Raw genomic sequence first — 21,221 nt, 5'->3', positions numbered from 1 at the left:
GAGTGTTCCGGGTAAACGTCAAGTAAACGCGGAAACGTCCAGAAGCCGTTCGGTCGCCCGGCGTACATCGCCTTGCCGCATCAGACTTTCGCCAACGAGATAGCCCTTCGCGCCGGCCCGTATGAGCCGGGCAATATCGGCCGCTTCCGCAATTCCGCTTTCGGCAATCGCGAATCGATCCGGAGGGATCATCGGGGCGAGCGTCTCGAAGGTCTCAAGGGACGTTTCGAACGTCTTGAGGTTCCGGTTGTTCACGCCGATCAGCGGCGAGGGCAGGGCGAGGGCGCGCTCCAGCTCTTCGGCGTCATGCGTCTCGATCAGCGAATCCATGCCCCAATGGGTCGCGGCGGCGATCAGGTCTGCGGCTAGCGCGTCATCGACGCTCGCCATGATGACGAGAATGGCGTCCGCGCCCATCGCGCGCGCCTCGACGACCTGCCAGGGATCGAGCATGAAGTCCTTGCGCAGGACGGGCAGGGCCGTTGCGGCGCGGGCCGTCTTGAGGAAATCCTCATGGCCCTGAAAGCTCGGCGCATCGGTCAGGACCGACAGGCAAGCCGCCCCGCCGTCCTCATAGGCTTTCGCCAGAGCCGGTGGGTCGAAATCGGCCCGGATCAGGCCTTTCGACGGGCTCGCCTTCTTCACTTCCGCGATCAGCGCGGTGCCGGTCGCCTTGAACTTGCGGGCCAGCGCATCGGCAAAACCGCGCACCGGTGAGGCGTTGCGCGCTCCCGCTTCGAGATCGGCAAAGGGCAGTGCGGCCTTCCGGCTGGCAATCTCGCCGCGCTTGTAGGCTTCGATCCGGGCGAGCGCACTCACGCTTCGCCCCGCGAGATTTTCGCCATCGTGTCGAGCGCAGCCCGTGCCGCGCCGCTGTCGATCGAGCGGGCCGCCTGTGCCGCCCCGTCCTTGAGGTCCCCGGCGAGACTGGAAATCACGAGCGCCGCGGCGGCGTTCAGGATGACGATGTCGCGATAGGCGCCTGTCTCTCCGGCGAGGACGGCGCGCAGCGCGACGGCGTTCTCGTCCGGCGTGCCGCCGATGATGGCTTCGATGTCGTGTTCCGGCAGTCCGGCATCGGCCGGCGAGACGGTGAAGCGGCGGACCTCGCCATCGGTCAACTCGGCGACGTCGGACGGACCGGAGATCGACAATTCGTCGAGACCATCGCGGCCCCGCACCACCCAGGCCCGCTCCGCGCCGAGATCGCGCAGCGCGAACGCGACCGGTTCTATCCACCGTTCCGCAAACACGCCGAGCAGCTGGCGTTTGGCCCCTGCCGGATTGGCGAGCGGGCCAAGCAGGTTGAACACCGTCCGTGCGCGCAGCGCTTTGCGCGCACCGGCGACGTGGCGGACGGCGGAATGGTGGGCCGGCGCGAAGAGGAAACCGACGCGGGCCTCGGTCAGTGCGCGTTCGACCCGGTCCGGCGTCGCATCGAGCGCAACGCCAAGCGCGGCCAGCACTTCGGCGGAACCCGATTTCGAGGACGCGGCGCGATTGCCGTGCTTGGCGACCGTCGCGCCCGCGCCCGCGGCGACCAGCGCCGCAGCGGTCGAGATATTGTACGTGCCTTTGGCGTCGCCGCCGGTGCCGCACGTGTCGATCGCGCCCGCCGGTGCGGTCAGCCCGGACATGCGCGCCCGCAGCGCGCGGGCCCCGGCAGCGAGATCCTCGGGCTTTTCACCCAGGGCCGCGAGGCCAACGAGAAAACCGCCGATCTCGGCATCGCCCGCTTCGCCCTCCATCAACACGCCGAACGCGCCTTCGATGTCCTCGGCGGACGGGCGCTCGCCATGTGTGAAGGCCTGGATGCAGTTCAGAAGCGCGCTCATGCCGCCACCTTCGGACGTACGCCGCAGAGCGACAGGAAGTTCGCCAGAACCTCGTGACCATATTGCGAGGCGATGGATTCGGGATGGAATTGCACGCCGTGGATCGGGCGCTCGCGGTGGCGTAGCCCCATGATCTCGCCATCCTCGGCACGGGCATTCACGACGATTTCGTCAGACAGGCTCGCCTCGTCGACGGCCAGGCTGTGATAGCGGGTCACCTCGAAGGGTGAGGGCAGTCCGGCAAAGACGCCGCTGCCGTCATGTGTGATCGCGCTGGTCTTGCCGTGCATGATCGATTTGGCTTGCACGATCTTGCCGCCGAACGCCTCGCCGATCCCCTGATGTCCGAGGCAGACGCCGAGCAGGGGCAGATCGGCCGGGATCGTTTTGATCAGTTCTGGACAGATCCCGGCATCGGCGGGCCGGCCGGGTCCGGGCGAAATCACGATGCCGGCAGCTCCGCTGGAAATCGCCTCGGCCGCGCTCATCGCATCATTGCGCACGACACGCGTCTCCGCCCCGAGCTCCTGAAAGTAGTGCACGAGGTTGAAGGTGAAGCTGTCGTAGTTGTCGATGATCAGCAGCATTGCATCCGGCCATTCCGTCGAAGGCCGGAAATTAAGGGAAGGGGGTCTCAAGTCCAGCGCACTTGCAGCCGGGACAGGGTTAACGCCGCATTTACCGCGCGCGGGCGGCAATCGCGCAACGATCATTGCTGATTCCCGGACCTTAATGCCCCGCCGCGCCATCAACTCCGCCATGCCGATCCTCGCCGGCTCGATTGCCGCGATGGCGTTTGCAATGGGTGCGATCGCGCATGATGCGGGCTATCGCCGGGGCCTGACTCTGGCTGTCAACGTCGTTGAAGCAGAGCGGGTGGAAGCGGAAACCTTCACCGGCCTGCCGACGCGTGAATCGTTCGAGCGCGAGGCCCCCTCACGCTATACGCAGATCCCGGAGCCGCCACGGGATCGTGGACCGGCTTCGGTCAGCGGCCCCGCGATCATCCTCGTGATCGACGATATCGGCGCGGACGAAGCGCTGTCCATGCGCGCGCTCGACCTTCCCGCAGAAATCAATTTCGCCATCCTGCCGAATACGGAACTGGCACCGGAATTCGCCGTCGCGGCGCGGGGGCGGGGACATGAAACCCTAATCCATCTGCCGATGCAGCCGGCCGGTGAGGGGGATCCGGGGCCGAACGCTCTGGCCGCAGGGCAATCCGCCGACACTGTCCGTGACACGCTGCAATGGGCGATGGCTCAGGTGCCCGGCGCACGCGGCTTCAACAACCATATGGGCAGCGCCCTGACGCTCGACGAAGCGGCGATGACGACGCTTTTCTCCGAAGCCCGGGCGTTCGATCTCTATTTCCTCGATTCGGTAACAGCGCCCCGGTCGATTGCAGCCAGAATCGCCAATAATAACGGTATTGAAGCAGCTTCCCGTGATATCTTCATCGATCACATCAATAATATCGAGGCCATCGAGGCCCAGCTGCGCGTGATCGAGTATCAGGCGGATCAGGACGGTCACGTCATCGCCATCGGTCATCCGCGCGAACTGACGCTCGATGCGCTCGCAGCCTGGATCCCGGAGGCTGAGGCGCGCGGCTATCGCTTCGTCGCGCTCGGTGACTGGCTCGACAGCCGGAACGATCCGGTCCGGCTTGCCGCGTCAGGCGAAGCGCCAGGCTTCCCCGGCGGCTCGGACTAGCGCCCGCGCCTTGTTCTCGGTTTCCTGACGTTCCGACTCCGGATCGGAATCGAGCACCACGCCGGCCCCGGCCTGAATGTGCAGCTGGCCGTCTTTCAGGACACCGGTTCGAAGGGCGATGCACGTGTCCATGTCGCCATTGGCACTGAAATAGCCGACTGCACCGGCATAGACGCCGCGCCGGTGCGGCTCGAGATTGTCGAGGATTTCCATCGCCCGCACCTTGGGCGCCCCCGAAACGGTTCCGGCTGGGAAACCCGCCAGCAGGGCGGAGACTGCATCCTCGCCCTCCGCGAGATCGCCTTCGACATTCGAGACGATGTGCATGACGTGGCTGTAGCGCTCGACGACTTCGCGGTCGGTGATGCGCACGCTGCCCGCTTTTGCGACGCGGCCGACATCGTTGCGGCCAAGGTCGAGCAGCATCAGATGCTCGGCGCGCTCCTTGGGATCGGCCAGCAAATCGGCTTCGAGGGCATCGTCTTCGGCCGGGTTTGCGCCTCGTTTCCGGGTGCCCGCGATCGGGCGGACGGTGACGGTTCCGTCGCGCAGGCGGACGAGGATTTCCGGGCTCGATCCGGCAATGGCAAAGCCGTCGAACTGGAACAGGAAAAGGAAGGGCGAGGGGTTCAGCCGCCGCAGCGAGCGGTAGAAGGCGAGCGGATCATGGTTGAAGGGCAGGGTGAAACGCTGGCTCGCCACGCCTTGGAATACATCGCCGGCGCGGATGTGCTGCTTGATCCGGTCGACCATGGCGTAAAACGCCGCCGGCTCCATCGATGCCTGGGGCTCTCCGGGAGTGTCGGAAGCTGTTGACGCCGCCTGTCCGGGAACACCCGCATCGAGTGCGGCCATCACCCGGTCCAGCCGGTCCTGCGCGTCGAGCCAGGCCGCATCTGCGTCTTCGGCCTCACCGGGGCGAACCGGCGTATAGGCCGTGATCTGCTGGTAAAGCGCATCGAACACCACGACCACACGCGGACGGATCAGCACACCATCCGGCAGGCCGAGCGGGTCGGGCGCATTGCCGGGCAGGCGTTCGACGGCGCGGATCAGGTCGTAACCGAGATAGCCGAACAGGCCGGCGGCGATCGGCGGCGTGCCCTCGGGCAGGCCGATCCGCATGTCCGCGATCGCGCGGCGCAGCGAGGCAAGGGGATCCTCCTCGTCCTGAACGGGTTCGTCGTCGCCGATCTGGACGTAGGGAATCCCGCCGCGCAATTCCCACCGGAAATCGGGATCGAGGCCGATGGCGGAAAACCGGCCGCGCCATGCCCCGCCCTCGACCGATTCCAGAAGGAAGGCGTCAGGCCGCCCCTTCGCGAGCGCCATGAAGGCACCAACCGGCGTCAGAAGGTCGTCAATGCGCCTTGCCCCGGCCAGTATGGTTTCGCCGCGTTCGAACGCCCTGGCGAAATCCTCCCGGGACGGAAACCGCTCGATCACCGCGTCGCGTTCGGATCGGCGATACCGAGGACCTGATCGCGCAGCTGGGTGTTGATCGTCGCCGGGTAACGCTCCGAGAGCGCGGAGACGAAGGCCGCGTCGATGTCCTGGCTGTAGCGCGTATCGGACTGCTCGGTCAGAGCGGCCAGATCGGCCTCCACCACCGTTTCGGGTGCGATGACATCATCCACGGTCAGGATGATGTGCGAGCGGCGGTCGGCGGAACCGGCATGTTCGAACGTGCCGGGATCGATCTGGAACGCCACGCTGATCGTCTCGCGGCCGAACGGGGCGGCGCTTTCGCCGCGCGTGACCGTCGTCGTTTCGACCCGGGCACCCGGGATGTCCGCAGCGATGGCATCGAGCGATTCCCCGGCGCGGGCCCGGTCGAGCGCGGTTTCAGCAAGCGCGTTGAGGCGTTCGTCGACCGACTGGATGCGCCACAGTGCCTCGGCATCCTCGCGGACTTCATCGAGCGGCATGACTTCGGACGGCAGAACCTCGTCGACACGGATCGCGAAATAATCGCTTTCGCCATAGGGCTGAAGCTCGGTGGCATAGCCGACCAGCTGCTCGAACACCGCTTCGAGAATCTCCGGCTGCACCTCGGTATCGAGGAAGAAGGAGAAATACTGCGCGGCCTGATCGTCCTCGTTCAGCAGCGTGCCGGCCGGCATGCCTTCGGCGTTGCGTGCATTCCGGGTGATCGGCTGGAAGGCCTCGTAGAAGGTTTCCGCCAGCACCGACGCTTCTTCCAGCGTCGCGCCGCCACCGCGGGCTTCCTCGAACAGGCCCATCGCCTCGTACATGGCGTTTTCCGCTTCGGCGCGGGCGAGCAGTTCGCGGATCTCGGACTCGCGCTCCTCGAAGGTCGGGATCGTGGCTTCGCGGCCGTCGGTCACGGCAACGGCGAACCAGCCAAACGCACCTTCCACGGCGCGGGCTTCGCCCGTCTCCATCGTAAACAGGGCGTCGGCAAGGGCGTCGTCCGGGATCTGGTAGGACTGGCGCCCGGTTTCCGCGAACGGCGTGTCGCCGCCAATGGCCTCGGCCACGGCGTCGGGATCTTCGCCCGCCGCGAGCCGCTCGGCCGCGGCTTCGGCGGTTTCCTGATCCTCGACGCGGATCTGCACATAGCTGCGCAGCGCCGGCTCGCCCAGTTCGCCGCCTTCGACCTCGTAGTCGTATTGCGCGCGGATATCCTCTTCGGACACTTCGACATTGCGCGTGAAATCGGCGACACGGAAGCGCACCAGCGTGAAGCCGCGGCGCTCCGGGTTCTGGAAGAAGAAATCGTTCTGCGGTGTTTCGTCGTTCAGCGTGTCGTCGATCACCGCCTGCAATTGTTCGTCGGTCGGGTCGTCGATATCGCCGGCGGCTTCGGGCGGGATGACGAGGCCGCGAATGACGCGCTCCTCATAGCTGTACTGGTAAAGCAGCTGCGCGAAGGCGTCCGGTACGTCGATCCCGGCAAACAGCGCGTCGATCAGCTGTCGCGACAGCAGATCGCGCTGAACATTTGCCTCGAACCGCGTTTCGCTCATTCGCTGTTCGGCGAGGAATTGCCGGTAGGAATCCTGATCGAAACGCCCGGTCACCGGGTCGATGAAGGCGCCGTAGCCCGCGATCTCGTTGGCCACCTGACGGTTGGAAACCTCCAGCCCCATATTCCGCGATACAGCGCGAAGCTGCGCCTGGATGATCAGCTGGTTCAGAACGGCGTCCGACAGCCCGAGCTCGCGCGCCTGATCGGCGGTCATCGTCGGCTGCTCCTGCTGCACCTCGCGCAGGCGGTATTCCCACGACTCCGCAAAATCCATCGCCGACACGCGTTCGTCCTGAACCCGGGCAACGGAACTTCCGCTTTGAACGAACACGTCGCTGACGCCGAAGATCATGAAGCCGAGGATGATCGGGCCGAGGATCAGGGCGATCGCGATCGGGTTGCGGGCGAGGGCGCGAATGGCAGAGAGCATGGAGCAACTTTTACGGTTGGAATTGAAGCGGGCGGACCCTACCCAAGGCGTTTACACGCGGCAAGCGCGCCTGCATTGTCGCAGACCCTTCCAGCGCAGTCGCGCGCAGACCTTTCGTCAGGAACATTCATGCCGAGAATGCCGCTGATCGCCGGAAACTGGAAAATGCACGGGCTGAAGGACGCGCTCGGCTTCTTCGATGAGCTGGCCGCGTCCGGTGCGGTTTCGGAAGGGCGCGAAATCCTCGTCTGCCCGCCTGCGACGCTTCTGGCTGCGACGGTTCAGGCGGCGCACAAACACGGCTTTCGCATTGGCGGGCAGGATTGCCACACCGAATCCGCCGGTGCGCACACCGGCGATATCAGCGCTGAAATGCTGCGCGATGCGGGCGCGGATTACGTGATCGTCGGGCATTCGGAACGCCGCGCCGATCATGGCGAAGCGGACGATCTCGTTCGGGCGAAAGCGGAAGCCGCGGGTAGGGCGGGCCTCACGCCGATCATTTGCGTCGGCGAAACCGTTGCGGACAGGGAGGCAGGCCGGGAAGAAGACGTTGTCGGCCGGCAACTCGCCGGGTCGATCCCGGCCGGATTGGCGCCCACCGGTTACGTCATCGCCTACGAACCCGTCTGGGCGATCGGCACCGGCCGCACCGCGTCAACCGGCGACATCGCCGCAATGCATGCCTTCATCCGGTCGTCCGTCCCGGACGGCGAGCAGGTCCGCATTCTCTATGGCGGCTCGGTCAAACCGGAGAATGCGCAAGAGATACTTGCCCTGCATGATGTCGACGGCGCGCTGGTTGGCGGTGCCAGCCTCCAGGCAGAAAGTTTCGCCGCAATTGCAAAATCTGCCTGATCCGGACAAATCCGAACGGTCCACGTAAGCGCTTGGCAAGGATTAACGGGCAGAGTGACCCGCTGAGACAGTTCGCAAGCGTCCGGGGGCCGGTCCTGCATGGCTGAAGTCGATTACACGAAGGCAAGTGTTTGCCTGTTCGACCCGGTTCACGTGAACCTGCGGACGACGCGCTATGCCTTGCACGAAATCGGCTTCCGCGAGATCGATTCCCATTCCAATCTGAAGGATTTCGAGAAGGCGATCCGGGAGAACAGCCCGGCGCTGATCGTGGCCGAATCCGCGTCGCCCGGCGTCGATATCTTGCCGCTCATCCGCAACATCCGGCAGGGCAAGGCGATGCCGAACCCCTTCGTGACGCTGATCCTGACCAGCTGGATCCGGGATGGCGCCCATGTCCGGCGCGCCATTTCCAGCGGTGCGGATGATGTGATCGTCCGGCCTTTCTCCACGGCGTTTGCCGAGGACCGGATCCGGACCCTGATCAAGAGCCGCAAACCCTTCGTCGTGACCAGCGACTATATCGGCCCGGACCGCCGGGAGGATTCCAAACGCCCCTCCGACGCCCCCGTCGTGCGGGTTCCCAACACGCTGCAGGCCACCGTTGAAGGCGATGAGGAAGCCCTGGCGCGCGCCAAGGGCTGGATCAATGAAGCCCGCAAGACGGTTGAATCAGAACGCGTGCGCCGACTGGCCATGCGGATCGTGGTCGCGATGGAATTGCAGGCCGATCCCGCGACGGCCCGGAACGCCGCCATGGATCTGGCCGATGTGATCCGCACGGCGCGCGAACTGCGCGAGACGCTGGAAGGCGCGGCCCGCCTTGAGGCCATGCAGGTCGCCGAAGCCCTGCTGGAACAGGTCCGGGCCTTCAAGCGCAAGGACGAATGCACGGCGAGCAATTTCAAGCTCGCAAAGGAACTCGCCGTCGGGGCCTATGCGGCCTACGCCAATGGCGAGTCGATCGAGCGGTCCCAGGACGAGATCGGCAAGACCGTCGCGACCCTGCGCAAGCGCCTACTGTCACGCGATGGACTGGGTGGTGGCGTTGCACCCGGTGCTACGCTACATACCGCCGCAGCGGGCTGACGCCTGCCGCCCCGATCGGGGCTCCAAGACAGGCATTCGGCGGATACTCACATGACGACGGTTCTTCTGGTCATTTACCTGCTCATTACGGTGGCGCTGGTCGGCGTCGTACTGATGCAGCGTTCCGAAGGCGGCGCGCTTGGCATTGGCGGCGGTCCCGGTGGCATGATGAGCGGCCGCGGCGCGGCGAATATCCTGACCCGCACGACGATGATTCTCGGCGGTGCCTTCTTCATCATGCCGATCGTCCTCGCCCTGATGCTGGGATCGGAAAACCGGTCTTCCAGCGTGTTCGACCAGCTCGATGACGCGGCGATCGAAATGCCCGTTCCGCAGGAGGAGACGCCGGACGAACCGGCCGTTCCGACCGACGATTAAGAGCCCTTTTGTCAGCAACGGGTGATCCGGCGCTTCCGGCGCCGGAGAATCTGCGTTATTCAGGCTTCCCATGCCGCGATATATCTTCATCACCGGCGGCGTGGTCTCCTCGCTGGGAAAAGGCCTCGCTTCAGCCGCTCTCGGAGCCCTGCTCCAGGCCCGTGGGTACAAGGTCCGCCTGCGCAAGCTCGACCCGTATCTGAATGTCGACCCGGGCACGATGTCGCCCTACCAGCACGGCGAAGTGTATGTGACCGACGACGGGGCGGAGACCGACCTCGACCTCGGCCACTACGAACGCTTCACCGGCGTTGCGGCGAAACAGTCCGACAACATCACGACCGGACGCATCTACCAGACGATCATCGACCGGGAACGCCGCGGCGATTATCTGGGCGCGACCGTGCAGGTGATTCCGCACGTCACCGACCAGATCAAGGAATTCGTCCTGTCGGATGCCGGTGATGTCGATTTCGTCCTGTGCGAGGTCGGTGGCACGGTCGGTGATATCGAGGGCCTGCCCTTCTTCGAATCGCTGCGTCAGCTGGGTCAGGAACTCGGCCGCGACAACGCCCTTTTCCTGCACGTCACCCTGCTGCCCTACATCAAGGCCGCCGGCGAGATGAAGACCAAACCGACCCAGCACTCCGTCAAGGAATTGCTGTCGATCGGCATTCAGCCCGACATCCTGCTGTGCCGCTGCGAGATCCCCATCGCGGAGGGCGACCGGCGCAAGATTGCGCTATTCTGCAATGTGCCGGAATCCGCCGTGATCGAGGGAAGGGACGCGTCCTCGCTCTACGACGTGCCGCTGGAATACCACGCGCGCGGACTCGACACCGAAGTGCTGAAACGCTTCCGCATCGACGATGCGCCGGAGCCGGACCTGTCACGCTGGAACGCCATCTCCAAGGCGGTGAACGAGCCCGATGGCGAGGTCACGATCGGCGTGGTCGGCAAGTACACAAGCCTGCTCGATGCCTATAAATCGCTGATCGAGGCGCTCAATCACGGCGGCATCGCGAACAACGTCAAGGTCCGTCTGAAATGGCTGGAATCGAGCCAGTTCGAGGACGATGGCGAGACCAGCCCTCTGGAAGACGTGCACGGCATCCTGGTACCGGGTGGTTTCGGCGAACGCGGCGCGGAAGGCAAGATCGCCGCGGTGCGTTTCGCGCGGGAACGCAAGGTGCCGTATTTCGGCATCTGCTTCGGCATGCAGATGGCGGTGATCGAGGCGGCGCGAAATCTCGCAGGAATCACCGGTGCGGGATCGAGCGAGTTCTCCAAGCCGTCCGAGCCGATCATCGGTCTGATGACGGAATGGATGCGCGGCAACCGGGTCGAGACCCGCGACGAAAAATCCGACCTCGGCGGCACGATGCGGCTCGGCGCCTATCCGGCCATCCTCGCGGACGGCAGCCGCGTACGCGAAATCTACGGCACCCGGAATATCGAGGAACGCCACCGTCACCGCTATGAAGTGAATATCGCCTATCGCGAGCGGCTTGAAGCGGCGGGTCTGAAATTCTCCGGCCTGTCACCCGATGGCGTGCTGCCGGAAATCGTCGAGCTGGAGGACCATCCCTGGTTCATCGGCGTGCAATTCCACCCGGAATACAAGTCGCGCCCGTTCGAGCCGCATCCGCTCTTCGCCAGCTTCATCGCGGCGGCGGTCGAGCAGAGCCGTCTGGTTTAGCGCTGACCTGAAGGAGAAAAGCGGTCTCCGCCGGTGATCCGTTACGGCCTTTGGCTAGCTCTCTTCGGACGCGATGCCGTCTGGTCCCCGGCGGGACCGCGAAACCGGACCATACACCTTTTCGCTGAAATCGTCACGGCGAGAGCGGAAAGTCCGGTTGCGCGCGGGCAGGGGAGCGGTTATACGGCGCGGCTCTGCGACATGCCTTGCATGCCGCGTCCAGGATTCTGACGAGATTACGGGAGAGACCCATGGCGGTCCCGAAGCGAAAAACGACCCCGTCCAAGCGTGGCATGCGCCGCGCCCACGACAAGCTGGATGCCCCGGCCTACATCGAAGACAAGGACTCCGGCGAGCTGCGCCGTCCGCACCACATCGACCTGAAGACGGGCATGTATCGCGGCAAGCAGGTTCTGACGCCGAAGGACGACTGATCCCGGTCTTTTCCGGCTGACGTATTGAAGCGCCCTGTTCGGCTTCGAGCGGGGCGTTTTCGCATGCCCGATTTCGCCTGTGGTCCGGACCCCGGACTTGCGCCCGCGCGACTCTCGGCTATGACGGGCGCGAAAATTCCAATCCTGTCCGGGAGCGCCCTCCATGACCGCCATTGTCGACATCATTGCCCGTGAAATTCTCGACAGCCGGGGCAACCCGACGGTCGAGGTCGACGTGGTGCTGGAAGACGGCTCGTTCGGCCGCGCCGCGGTTCCGTCCGGCGCCTCCACCGGCGCGCATGAAGCGGTCGAGAAGCGCGACGGCGGTTCGCGCTATGGCGGCAAGGGCGTGCGCGAGGCGGTCGATGCGGTCGAAGGCGAGATCCTCGACGCGCTCGGCGGGCTCGATGCCGAAGACCAGCGCCATCTCGACGACACGCTGATCGCGCTCGACGGCACGGAGAACAAGTCGCGGCTCGGCGCCAATGCGCTGCTCGGTGTGTCGCTGGCGACCGCCAAGGCAGCGGCGCAGTCGCGTGGTTTGCCGCTCTACCGCTATGTCGGCGGCATCAATGCCCGTGTCCTGCCGACCCCGATGATGAACATCATCAATGGTGGGGCCCATGCCGACAATCCGATCGATTTCCAGGAATTCATGGTCATGCCGATCGGCATGGACAGCTTCTCCGAAGCGCTGCGCTGCGGGGCGGAAATCTTTCACGCGCTGAAAGCCGCGCTGAAGAAGGCGGGCCACAACACCAATGTCGGCGACGAGGGCGGTTTCGCTCCGAACCTGAAAAGCCCGGAAGAGGCGCTCGACGTCATCATGAAGTCGATCGAGGCCGCCGGTTACAAGCCGGGCGACGATGTCGCGCTGGCGCTCGACGTCGCCTCGACCGAATTCTTCAAGGGCGGCAAATATGTCTGCGAAGGCGCGGGCCAGACCTATGACGCGGATGCCTTCGCCGCCTATCTTGGCAAGCTGGTTGATACCTATCCGATCCTGTCGATCGAGGACGGCATGGCCGAAGACGACTGGGCCGGCTGGACGACCCTGACCGAAACGGTCGGCGACACCTGCCAGCTGGTCGGCGACGATCTCTTCGTGACCCACCCGAAGCGCCTCGCGCGCGGGATCGAGGAGGCGGCCGCCAACGCCATCCTGATCAAAGTCAACCAGATCGGCACGCTGACCGAGACGCTGGAAGCCGTCGATCTGGCGCTGCGCTCCGGCTATGGCGCGGTGATGAGCCACCGCTCCGGCGAGACCGAGGACGCGACCATCGCCGACCTCGCCGTCGCCACGAATTGCGGACAGATCAAGACCGGTTCGCTGGCCCGGTCCGACCGGACGGCGAAGTACAATCAGCTCCTGCGTATCGAAGCCGAACTCGGCGACCAGGCACGCTATGCCGGCCGCGACGGCCTGGCGGTCTAGGGGCAAGCCGGAACCACACCCCCGGGGGGCTTCGTTGCAGTGGCATGAGCCACTTCAAGAGGAGGCCCCCCCATGACACCGCTCAAAACCGTTCTGCTCGGCAGCGCGACGCTGGCCCTGGCCGCGATCGCCGCGCCGGCAGAGGCGCAGACCCGCTGCGGCGCGGACTACACGGTTCGCTCCGGCGACACGCTCTATGAGATCGCCCAACAATGCCGCGTGCCGGTCTCGCGCATCATGAATCTCAACCCGCGACTCGATCCGCGCGCGATGGAAATCGGTCAGCGTATCCGTCTGAGCACCGAAGCCGGCACCGGCTATGAAGACCGCCGCAATACCGGGCCCGGCGAGTACCGGGTTCAGCAGGGCGATAATTTCTCGGCGATTGCCACCCGCCTCGGCCTCTCGCTGTTTGAACTGATCGCCGCGAACGAGGATATCGACCCGTTCAACCTGCAGCCCGGCGACCGCATCGATGTGCCGGGCCGCGACGACATTCGCGGCGCGTTTTCGATCGAGCCCCACACCGGCTCGCCCGGAGACGTCATCGAGATCAGTGCCCGCAATCTGAGGCCCAATGACTGGGTCACGATCGGCGTCGGCCCGCAGGCTTCGGAATGGGAACCGGTCCGCCAGATCCAGACCGACGAAAATGGCCAGCTCGACACCTCCGTGCGCGTGCCGTCCTGGTCCGATCCGGGCGACGATCTGATCTTTCTCGTCGATACCGACCGCGGCCGGACGCTGAAATCGGACGTGTTCGATGTCGTCGATCGCTACGATCGTTGGCGGGATGACCGGGGTGATCGTGATGACGACCACACCCGGTGGGATGATCGCCAGCGCGAGGATCGCCGCGACGACTGGATGACGCTGACCGGCGAAGTCTCGATGGGCACGGAGTGCCACGTCCTGACGACGCGTGACGGCGACGTCTATTCGCTCGTCAGCGACGACATCCGCTTCACCAATGGCGAACATGTCCGCATTCGCGGCGACCGTGTCAGTGCCTCCTTCTGTCAGCAGGGCCAGACCACGATTGCGGTCAACGAGATCCGCGAAATGCCCCGGGACCATCGTGACGACCGCAATCGCGGCGGCGAAGTCGCGTTGCAGGGGGAAGTCCGCCAGGGCGTGGAATGCCACACGCTGCATACCGATAATGGCTCGGTCTATTCGATCGTCAGTGACGACATTCCCTTGACCACGGGCGAATACGTCATGGTGGAAGGTCAATATGCCGACATTTCCTACTGTCAGCAGGGCGAGGCGACGCTTGAAGTCGAGACCCTGCGGGAAGTCCCGCGCAGCGGGTAGGGTGTGGACATTCGCCGCCCGCTTTATTTTATCCTCGCCCTTCGAGGCCGCCTGTCGGCGGCACCTCAGGATGAGGATAAAATGCGTCCCTCATCCTGAGGTGGCTTCGAAGAAGCCCTCGAAGGATGCCGGCGCGGTAACCCTTGATTCACGCTGATCGTTTTTACTCACCCCATCGAAGCCGAAGACCTGAAAACAGGCGCGGCATGGATGGGGTGAGATCACGATGGACTTCCTGAAGCGACTTGTGCCGACCGTCCTCTTCGCAGGCCTGATCACCTATTTCGGCTATCACGCGATGAATGGCGAGCAGGGCATATTGAACTGGATCGTCGTGAAGAACCGCATCGCCGAGACCGAAGCCGAACTGGCTGCGACGGTCGCCGAACGCGAGGCGCTGGAAGCCACCGCGCTGCGTCTGCGGTCCGACTCTCTCGATCTCGACTATGTCGAGGAGCGTGCGCGCAGCATCCTGAATGTTGCCCATCCGCGCGACTTCATCGTCCGCCTCGACACCCCCGCCGAACGCTAGAATCCGGCATCAATCCCTTGCTGTTGCAGTGCGAGGTCTGATAAGGCCCGATCAACGTGCAAGGGAGCGCGAAGGAAATACTTCGCGTGTGAAATGATGGCGACGAAGAAGGCTTCGGCTGGCAAGACCGGCCGTACCGCGACAACCGCAACGAAACCGGCAGTCGGGCCGAAAGCCAAGGTCACCAAGGACCAGCTGCTCACCTATTTTCGCGACATGCTGCTGATCCGGCGTTTCGAGGAGAAGGCCGGCCAGCTTTACGGCATGGGTCTGATCGCGGGCTTCTGTCACCTCTATATCGGCCAGGAAGCGGTTGTTGTCGGTGTCCAGGCGGCGCTGGAAGAGGGCGACCAGGTCATCACCGGCTACCGCGACCACGGCCACATGCTGGCCTGCGGCATGGACCCGAACGGGGTGATGGCCGAGCTGACCGGCCGTGCCGGCGGCTATTCCAAGGGCAAGGGCGGCTCGATGCACATGTTCAGCCGCGAGAAGCAATTCTTCGGCGGCCACGGCATCGTCGGTGCGCAGGTGTCGATCGGCACCGGCCTCGGCTTCTCGAACCTCTACAAGAATAACGGCAAGATCTGCGCGACCTATTTCGGCGACGGCGCGGCCAACCAGGGCCAGGTCTATGAGAGCTTCAACATGGCGAAGCTCTGGAACCTGCCCGTTCTCTACATCATCGAGAACAACCAGTACGCCATGGGCACGAGCGTGAAGCGCGCGTCCTCGGAAACCCATCTGCACAAGCGCGGCGCGTCCTTCGGCATTCCGGGCCGCGAGGTCGACGGCATGGATGTGATCGCGGTGCGCGAAGCTGCTGCCGAGGCCCGCAAGCACGCCGCCGAAGGCAACGGCCCCTTCATCCTGGAGATGAAGACCTACCGCTATCGCGGCCACTCCATGTCCGACCCGGCGAAATACCGCACGCGGGAAGAGGTCGACGACATTCGCTCGCACCACGACCCGATCGAGGGCGTGAAGAAGTGGATCGCCGAGGGCAAGCATGCCTCCGAAGAAGATCTGAAAAAGATCGACAAGGAGATCAAGGAGATCGTCAACGCATCGGCCGACTTCTCCAAGGAGAGCCCGGAGCCCGATCCGTCCGAGCTTTACACCGACGTGCTGGTGGAGAGCTGAGCCGTGACGACCGCCGAATTCCTCTCGAAATGGCATGAGGCCGTCGACAAGCGCGACGCCTCGCTGATGGACTCCATCATCGCCGAGGGCTGCGAGCTCAATTCGCCCGTTGTCTGGAAGCCGACTGCCGACAAGGCCTATCTGATCCACATCCTGCAGGGCGTGATCGATACGGTTGAAGGCTTCACCTATCGCCAGGAATGGGTCGACGGCAATGACATCATCCTGGAATTCACCGGCACGGTGGACGGCAAGGGCCTTGTCGGGATCGACAAGATCACGCTCGGGCCGGACGGCCGCATGGTACGGATCGAAGTCCTGATGCGCCCCCTCAACACGCTGATCGAATTCGCGGGCCGGATGCGCGACCACGCGCTCGCCTTCAAGAAGGAAACCGCCTGATGCCTATCGAAGTCCTGATGCCCGCCCTGTCTCCGACGATGGAAGAGGGCACGCTGGCCAAATGGCTGGTCAAGGAAGGTGACACCGTCTCCTCCGGCGACGTCATCGCCGAGATCGAGACCGACAAGGCCACGATGGAGGTCGAGGCCGTCGAGGAGGGCAAGGTCGGCAAGCTGCTCGTCGAAGAAGGCACCGAAGGGGTGAAGGTCAATTCCCCCATCGCGCTTCTGCTCGAAGAAGGCGAGGACAAGGGCGATCTGGAGAATTACGAACCGGAGGGGGCATCCCCCCCTCCGTCGTCGTCTGACGACGCCGACACCTCCCCCGCAAGCGGGGGAGGAAAAGACAGCGCCGAACCGGTTTCCTCCCCCGTTCACGGGGGAGGTGGCCGCGCAGCGGCCGGAGGGGGGAATGACCCCGAAATTCCGGAAGGCACCGACATGGTCCCCACGACCGTGCGCGACGCGCTGCGCGACGCGATGGCCGAGGAGATGCGCCGCGACGAGACCGTTTTCGTGATGGGCGAGGAAGTCGCCGAATACCAGGGCGCCTACAAGGTCACCCGAAACCTGCTGCAGGAATTCGGCTCGAAGCGCGTCGTCGACACGCCGATCACCGAGCACGGCTTTGCCGGCCTCGGCGTCGGCGCGGCCTTCGGCGGTCTGAAGCCGATCGTCGAATTCATGACCTTCAACTTCGCCATGCAGGCGATCGACCACATCATCAATTCCGCGGCCAAGACGCTCTACATGTCCGGCGGCCAGATGGGCTGTCCGATGGTGTTCCGCGGCCCGAACGGCGCGGCCAGCCGCGTCGGCGCACAGCACAGCCAGGACTATTCCGCCTGGTATGCGCAGGTGCCGGGCCTGAAAGTGATCGCGCCCTGGGACGCCGCCGATGCCAAGGGCCTCCTCAAGGCCGCGATCCGAGACCCGAACCCGGTCGTCTTCCTCGAACACGAGCTGATGTATGGCGAGACCTTCGACGTGCCGGACATGGAGGACTGGGTCCTGCCGATCGGCAAGGCGAAGATCCGCCGCACCGGCAGCGACGTCACCATCACCGCGCATTCGCGCATGGTCGGCTTCGCGCTGAAAGCCGCCGAGGAATTGGCGGAGCAGGGCATCGAGGCCGAGGTGATCGACCTCAGAACGCTGCGCCCGCTCGACACCGACACCATCATCGAAAGCGTCAAGAAGACGAACCGCATCGTCTGCGCCGAAGAGGGCTGGGGCCAGCACGGAGTCGGCGCGGAAATCGCCGCGCGCGTCGTGGCCGAGGCGTTCGACTATCTCGACGCGCCGCCCGCCCGCGTCTTCCAGAAGGACGTGCCTTTGCCCTACGCCGCCAATCTTGAAGCCCTGTCCCTGCCGGGCAAGGACGACATCGTGAAGGCGGCCAAAGAGGTTTGCTATGAAGGTTGAGGAGATAAAGCGTATTCTTGACGGCCTCCCGGATGATCCGGCGCAGGCATTATTTGAGCTTGTTGACTTGACCGATCAATTGAATTTTCAGAGGACAAGTGACGTAGAAGATAAATTATATTGCGCTGCATTTCTGACTCTCTTTGACGTGGTCTATGGCGAGTCGCCACCTGATCTTCCCTTGACGGTCGATACGATTACGTGGATTCGTGAAAAAACGAAAGAGAAACAATTAGAAGCGGTTATATCTGATGTGAAGGGGGATTTCGCATCGCGGTATCGCAATGTTTTTGGGTTATTTAAGCTAACAAGTATAGAAAAGCAAAACATAAGAGATCATCTTGATATTATAAAGGGTTTGGTAGATAAATCAACAATTTCTTTGAGGAAGAAAAATGCCATTTACGATCGAATTGCAAAACTAGCGAACGAGGTAGACCGAGACGGAACGAGAATGGATTCGTTCTTATCTTTGCTGCCCGACATTGGATATGCATTTGGTAAGGCTGCTGAAAACGCGGAACCGGCGCTGAATGAGTCGAAAGAGATTCTTCGGATTGTGGCGGAGGCGAGGGCTCGCAACGATGGGCCGAGTGTGTTTTCGATCGGGAAGCAGGTGACGGACGCCATTGAGGATGGATCGGATCGCGATAACAAATGACCCTCGAAACCAAATCCCGCCACGGAGGCTGTCATTGCGGCGCGGTGCGCTTCACTGCCGACCTGCCTGATCAGGTCGCGGCGCTGTCGTGCAACTGCTCGATCTGCGCCATGACGGGTTTCATCCACGTCATCGTGCCGGAGGCGGACTTCCACTTCGAAAGCGGGCAGGACAATCTGACCGACTACCGCTTCAACACCGGCACGGCGCAGCACCTGTTCTGCAAGACGTGCGGGGTGAAGAGCTTCTACCGGCCGCGCTCGCATCCCGATGCCTGGTCGGTGAATCTGCGCTGTTTCGACGCCGATCAGGGCCTGTCGGGCCGGATCGAACCGTTCGACGGCGCGAACTGGGAAGCCAGCATCGCGTCCATCAACCCGCAGATGGGGCAGGCATGACCGAAGGCGAAGTCATCACCAATCTGGTGGAATTCATGAATGTCCTGATGGCCGGGATATCCGTCTATTTTACCATCGTGTCGGCCTATGTCGTCGGGCTCTACGCCTTCCTGATCCGCGCCCACTGGGCGCTGAAACTCGTCTCCTTCCTCTTTTTCACGCTGATCTTCTTCTTCCTGATGCAGTTCAATTACGGCGCCGGCGTCTTCCAGCGCGGCCTCGTGGAAACGCTCGCGCAATGGGAGATCGACCCGGGTCTCACGCCGGCCGGACAGACCGCGCTCGACAGCGCGCGTTCGGGGCTGAACGCCAAGGTCCGCACCGTCATGTGGCTGGGGTCCGCCGCCACCTATCTCGCTCTTGTCTATCTCACCTTCTTCCATCGCTGGGAAAACCTGCTCGGCGAGGATAAAGCCGCTTCCGAGGAACGCCGCAATGCCGATTGAAGTCCTCATGCCCGCCCTGTCTCCCACGATGGAGGAGGGCACGCTCTCGAAATGGCATGTGAAGGAGGGCGACACCGTCTCCTCCGGTGACGTGATCGCCGAGATCGAGACCGACAAGGCCACGATGGAAGTCGAGGCCGTTGACGAAGGCACGGTCGGCAAACTCCTCGTCGAGGAAGGCAGCGAGGGCGTGAAGGTCAACGCAGTCATCGCGCTTCTGCTCGAAGAGGGCGAGGGCAAGGACGCGCTTGAGGGATATGAGCCCGAGGGTGCGCCCACCCCACCCCAACCCTCCCCTCAAGGGGAGGGAGACAAGACGCCGACGCAGAACCCTCCCCCCTCGGGGGAGGGCCAGGGTGGGGGGCAGTCGAAGCCTGCACCAGCCGCGAAATCTGAAGACTCCGGCAGCCGCATCAAGGCCTCGCCGCTCGCCAAGCGCATGGCGGAACAAGCGGGCATCGACCTGTCCTCGGTCAAGGGCAGCGGCCCGAACGGCCGCATCGTGAAGCGCGACATCGAGGGCTTCGACGCCGACACCGCCAAACCCGCCGCCGCCGAAAGGCCCGCCGCGAAGGACGCGCCGCAAACCGCTCCAGTGGACGCCGACGATCCGCTGGCGAAAGCCGGGATTGCGCGCGACCGCTACGAGATCGAGAAGGCCGACAACATCACCAAGGTGTCGGCGAAGCGCCTGACGGAGTCCTTCCGCGACGTGCCGCACTTCCCGCTCTCGGTCGACATCCGTCTCGACGCGCTGCTGGCTTTCCGCAAGCAGATCAACGACAAGGCGCCGGATGGCGTGAAGGTCTCGGTCAACGACATCCTGATCAAGGCGTCCGGCGTCGCCCTGAAACAGGTGCCGGAAGCCAATTCCAGCTGGATCGAGGATGGCCGCATCGCCCGCCACAAGCATGCCGATGTCTCGGTCGCCGTGGCGATCGAGGGCGGTCTGATCACGCCGATCATCCGCTACGCCGACGCGAAGGGGCTCGTCCAGATCTCGAAGGAGATGAAGGACCTCGCCAGCCGCGCCCGCGAGCGCAAGCTGAAGCCCGAGGAATTCCAGGGCGGCACGTTCAGCCTCTCCAATCTCGGCATGATGGGGATCAAGTCCTTCGCCTCGATCCTCAACCCGCCGCAGGGCATGATCCTGTCGGTCGGCGCGGGCGAGGAACGCCCCGTCATCACCGAGGGCGCGCTGGCCAAGGCGACCGTCATGACGGTGACGCTGACTTGCGATCACCGCGTCGTCGACGGCGCGACCGGTGCGCGCTGGATCGCGGCCTTCAAGGGCTTCGTCGAAGACCCGATGACACTGTTGATGTGATCCTCGCGCCGGTGGGGGCGGACGTACTTCTTGACGCTCCCCGGTTTCGCGTAGCGAAGACCGGGGTCCAAATCCTTCGATGCTCAGTATGGACCCCGGACCGGCTCCGCCGTCCGGGGAACGTCGATATGGGGTTCAACATGGGGTCCCCGTAAAAACCGGGACCTGAGGGCTGCACCCCGTTTCGGATTCCCGCTTTCGCGGGAACCCCGGAGTGCTAGTCTTTCCGAATGAAAACCCCGCCCGTTCTCAACCTCGCGGACAAGCACGCGGCATTCACCGAGACCTGGTCGCCGAAGCGCATCGCGCGGCTGGACGACTACGAGGTGAAGCTGGCCAAGGCCGAGGGCGAATTCGTCTGGCACCATCACGAGCAGGAGGACGAGCTTTTCCTCGTCACGAAGGGGCGCCTGCGGATCGAGATCGAGAATGCCAACCCGGCGATTCTCGGCCCCGGCGACATGACGGTGATCCCGAAAGGCGTCCGCCACCGCCCCGTGGTCGAGGAGGGGCCGGTCCACATGCTGCTTCTGGAGCGGGCAGGCGTGGTGAACACCGGCGATGCGGGCGGCGATTTGACCGCGGTGGTTGAGGATATCTGATCTCCGACGTTCCCCGGTTTCGCGAAGCGAAGACCGGGGTCCGGATCATTGTCACGTGGCCCCCGGACCGGCTTCGCCGTCCGGGGAACGTCCAGAAAGC

The 21,221-nt window shown here is 64.0% G+C and carries 22 protein-coding genes; 17 read left to right on the top strand and 5 right to left on the bottom strand.

Features of this window, described 5'->3' with window-relative positions:
• Positions 1 to 18: 18 nt before the first annotated feature.
• The 3 genes from trpC to L5876_RS04675 are packed head-to-tail and all read right to left on the bottom strand — an operon-like array spanning position 19 to position 2,422.
• Positions 19 to 819, bottom strand: coding sequence for an indole-3-glycerol phosphate synthase TrpC (trpC, locus tag L5876_RS04685; protein WP_236954939.1), 801 nt, complete (start codon positions 817 to 819; stop codon positions 19 to 21).
• Positions 816 to 1,835 carry an anthranilate phosphoribosyltransferase gene (trpD, locus tag L5876_RS04680; RefSeq protein WP_236954938.1) on the bottom strand — a complete coding sequence of 340 codons (1,020 nt, stop codon included), beginning with the start codon at positions 1,833 to 1,835 and terminating at the stop codon, positions 816 to 818. The genes trpC and trpD overlap by 4 nt, the downstream gene beginning before the upstream one ends.
• Positions 1,832 to 2,422 (bottom strand): aminodeoxychorismate/anthranilate synthase component II, encoded by a 591-nt coding sequence (locus L5876_RS04675; protein ID WP_236954937.1) that lies wholly within the window; start codon positions 2,420 to 2,422, stop codon positions 1,832 to 1,834. Before L5876_RS04675 ends, trpD begins: the two co-directional genes overlap by 4 nt.
• A 145-nt stretch (positions 2,423 to 2,567) precedes the next feature.
• Here L5876_RS04675 and L5876_RS04670 point away from each other — a divergent pair, with 145 nt between their 5' ends.
• Positions 2,568 to 3,551, top strand: a complete 984-nt coding sequence (locus tag L5876_RS04670) for a divergent polysaccharide deacetylase family protein (protein WP_236954936.1) — start codon at positions 2,568 to 2,570, stop codon at positions 3,549 to 3,551.
• Here the strand turns inward: L5876_RS04670 and trpE are convergent.
• Both trpE and L5876_RS04660 read right to left on the bottom strand, forming a co-directional pair.
• On the bottom strand, positions 3,513 to 4,994 hold the full coding sequence (trpE, locus tag L5876_RS04665) for an anthranilate synthase component I (RefSeq protein ID WP_370469060.1): 1,482 nt from the start codon (positions 4,992 to 4,994) through the stop codon (positions 3,513 to 3,515). The genes L5876_RS04670 and trpE overlap by 39 nt on opposite strands.
• Positions 4,994 to 6,973 (bottom strand): peptidylprolyl isomerase, encoded by a 1,980-nt coding sequence (locus tag L5876_RS04660; protein ID WP_236954934.1) that lies wholly within the window; start codon positions 6,971 to 6,973, stop codon positions 4,994 to 4,996. Before L5876_RS04660 ends, trpE begins: the two co-directional genes overlap by 1 nt.
• Positions 6,974 to 7,102: 129 nt before the next feature.
• Here L5876_RS04660 and tpiA point away from each other — a divergent pair, with 129 nt between their 5' ends.
• The 16 genes from tpiA to L5876_RS04580 all read left to right on the top strand — a co-directional run bounded on the left by tpiA (position 7,103) and on the right by L5876_RS04580 (position 21,121).
• On the top strand, positions 7,103 to 7,831 hold the full coding sequence (gene tpiA / locus L5876_RS04655) for a triose-phosphate isomerase (RefSeq protein ID WP_236954933.1): 729 nt from the start codon (positions 7,103 to 7,105) through the stop codon (positions 7,829 to 7,831).
• Between the two features lie 99 nt (positions 7,832 to 7,930).
• Positions 7,931 to 8,920 (top strand): two-component system response regulator, encoded by a 990-nt coding sequence (locus tag L5876_RS04650; RefSeq protein ID WP_236954932.1) that lies wholly within the window; start codon positions 7,931 to 7,933, stop codon positions 8,918 to 8,920.
• A gap of 51 nt (positions 8,921 to 8,971) precedes the next feature.
• On the top strand, positions 8,972 to 9,298 hold the full coding sequence (secG, locus tag L5876_RS04645) for a preprotein translocase subunit SecG (RefSeq protein WP_236954931.1): 327 nt from the start codon (positions 8,972 to 8,974) through the stop codon (positions 9,296 to 9,298).
• Between the two features lie 70 nt (positions 9,299 to 9,368).
• Positions 9,369 to 10,997, top strand: coding sequence for a CTP synthase (locus L5876_RS04640; RefSeq protein WP_236954930.1), 1,629 nt, complete (start codon positions 9,369 to 9,371; stop codon positions 10,995 to 10,997).
• A 251-nt stretch (positions 10,998 to 11,248) separates the two neighbouring features.
• Positions 11,249 to 11,431, top strand: a complete 183-nt coding sequence (gene rpmF, locus L5876_RS04635; protein ID WP_039710859.1) for a 50S ribosomal protein L32 — start codon at positions 11,249 to 11,251, stop codon at positions 11,429 to 11,431.
• A 163-nt stretch (positions 11,432 to 11,594) separates the two neighbouring features.
• Positions 11,595 to 12,869 (top strand): phosphopyruvate hydratase, encoded by a 1,275-nt coding sequence (gene eno / locus L5876_RS04630; protein WP_236954929.1) that lies wholly within the window; start codon positions 11,595 to 11,597, stop codon positions 12,867 to 12,869.
• 72 nt (positions 12,870 to 12,941) lie between these two features.
• Positions 12,942 to 14,186, top strand: coding sequence for a LysM peptidoglycan-binding domain-containing protein (locus L5876_RS04625; protein ID WP_236954928.1), 1,245 nt, complete (start codon positions 12,942 to 12,944; stop codon positions 14,184 to 14,186).
• Between the two features lie 226 nt (positions 14,187 to 14,412).
• Positions 14,413 to 14,718 carry a septum formation initiator family protein gene (locus tag L5876_RS04620; protein ID WP_236954927.1) on the top strand — a complete coding sequence of 102 codons (306 nt, stop codon included), beginning with the start codon at positions 14,413 to 14,415 and terminating at the stop codon, positions 14,716 to 14,718.
• Between the two features lie 96 nt (positions 14,719 to 14,814).
• Positions 14,815 to 15,861 (top strand): pyruvate dehydrogenase (acetyl-transferring) E1 component subunit alpha, encoded by a 1,047-nt coding sequence (pdhA, locus tag L5876_RS04615; RefSeq protein ID WP_236954926.1) that lies wholly within the window; start codon positions 14,815 to 14,817, stop codon positions 15,859 to 15,861.
• Positions 15,862 to 15,864: 3 nt separating this feature from the next.
• Positions 15,865 to 16,263 carry a hypothetical protein gene (locus L5876_RS04610; protein WP_236954925.1) on the top strand — a complete coding sequence of 133 codons (399 nt, stop codon included), beginning with the start codon at positions 15,865 to 15,867 and terminating at the stop codon, positions 16,261 to 16,263.
• Entirely contained in the window at positions 16,263 to 17,687 is a 1,425-nt protein-coding gene (locus L5876_RS04605; protein WP_236954924.1) for a pyruvate dehydrogenase complex E1 component subunit beta, read from the top strand. Before L5876_RS04610 ends, L5876_RS04605 begins: the two co-directional genes overlap by 1 nt.
• The gene (locus tag L5876_RS04600; protein ID WP_236954923.1) at positions 17,677 to 18,348 is read left to right on the top strand and encodes a hypothetical protein; all 672 of its coding nucleotides are present in this window, start codon (positions 17,677 to 17,679) and stop codon (positions 18,346 to 18,348) included. The genes L5876_RS04605 and L5876_RS04600 overlap by 11 nt, the downstream gene beginning before the upstream one ends.
• Positions 18,345 to 18,746: a GFA family protein gene (locus L5876_RS04595; protein ID WP_236954922.1), complete on the top strand. Its 402-nt coding sequence runs from the start codon at positions 18,345 to 18,347 to the stop codon at positions 18,744 to 18,746. The genes L5876_RS04600 and L5876_RS04595 overlap by 4 nt, the downstream gene beginning before the upstream one ends.
• Entirely contained in the window at positions 18,743 to 19,192 is a 450-nt protein-coding gene (locus L5876_RS04590) for a hypothetical protein (RefSeq protein WP_236954921.1), read from the top strand. The genes L5876_RS04595 and L5876_RS04590 overlap by 4 nt, the downstream gene beginning before the upstream one ends.
• Positions 19,182 to 20,519 (top strand): pyruvate dehydrogenase complex dihydrolipoamide acetyltransferase, encoded by a 1,338-nt coding sequence (locus L5876_RS04585; RefSeq protein WP_236954920.1) that lies wholly within the window; start codon positions 19,182 to 19,184, stop codon positions 20,517 to 20,519. Before L5876_RS04590 ends, L5876_RS04585 begins: the two co-directional genes overlap by 11 nt.
• A 230-nt stretch (positions 20,520 to 20,749) precedes the next feature.
• Entirely contained in the window at positions 20,750 to 21,121 is a 372-nt protein-coding gene (locus tag L5876_RS04580) for a cupin domain-containing protein (protein ID WP_236954919.1), read from the top strand.
• The last annotated feature ends 100 nt before the right edge of the window (positions 21,122 to 21,221 follow it).

This window comes from Hyphobacterium sp. SN044 (genome assembly GCF_021864465.1).
GTDB lineage: Bacteria > Pseudomonadota > Alphaproteobacteria > Caulobacterales > Maricaulaceae > Hyphobacterium.
This window is presented reverse-complemented; position numbering and strand designations above follow the sequence as displayed.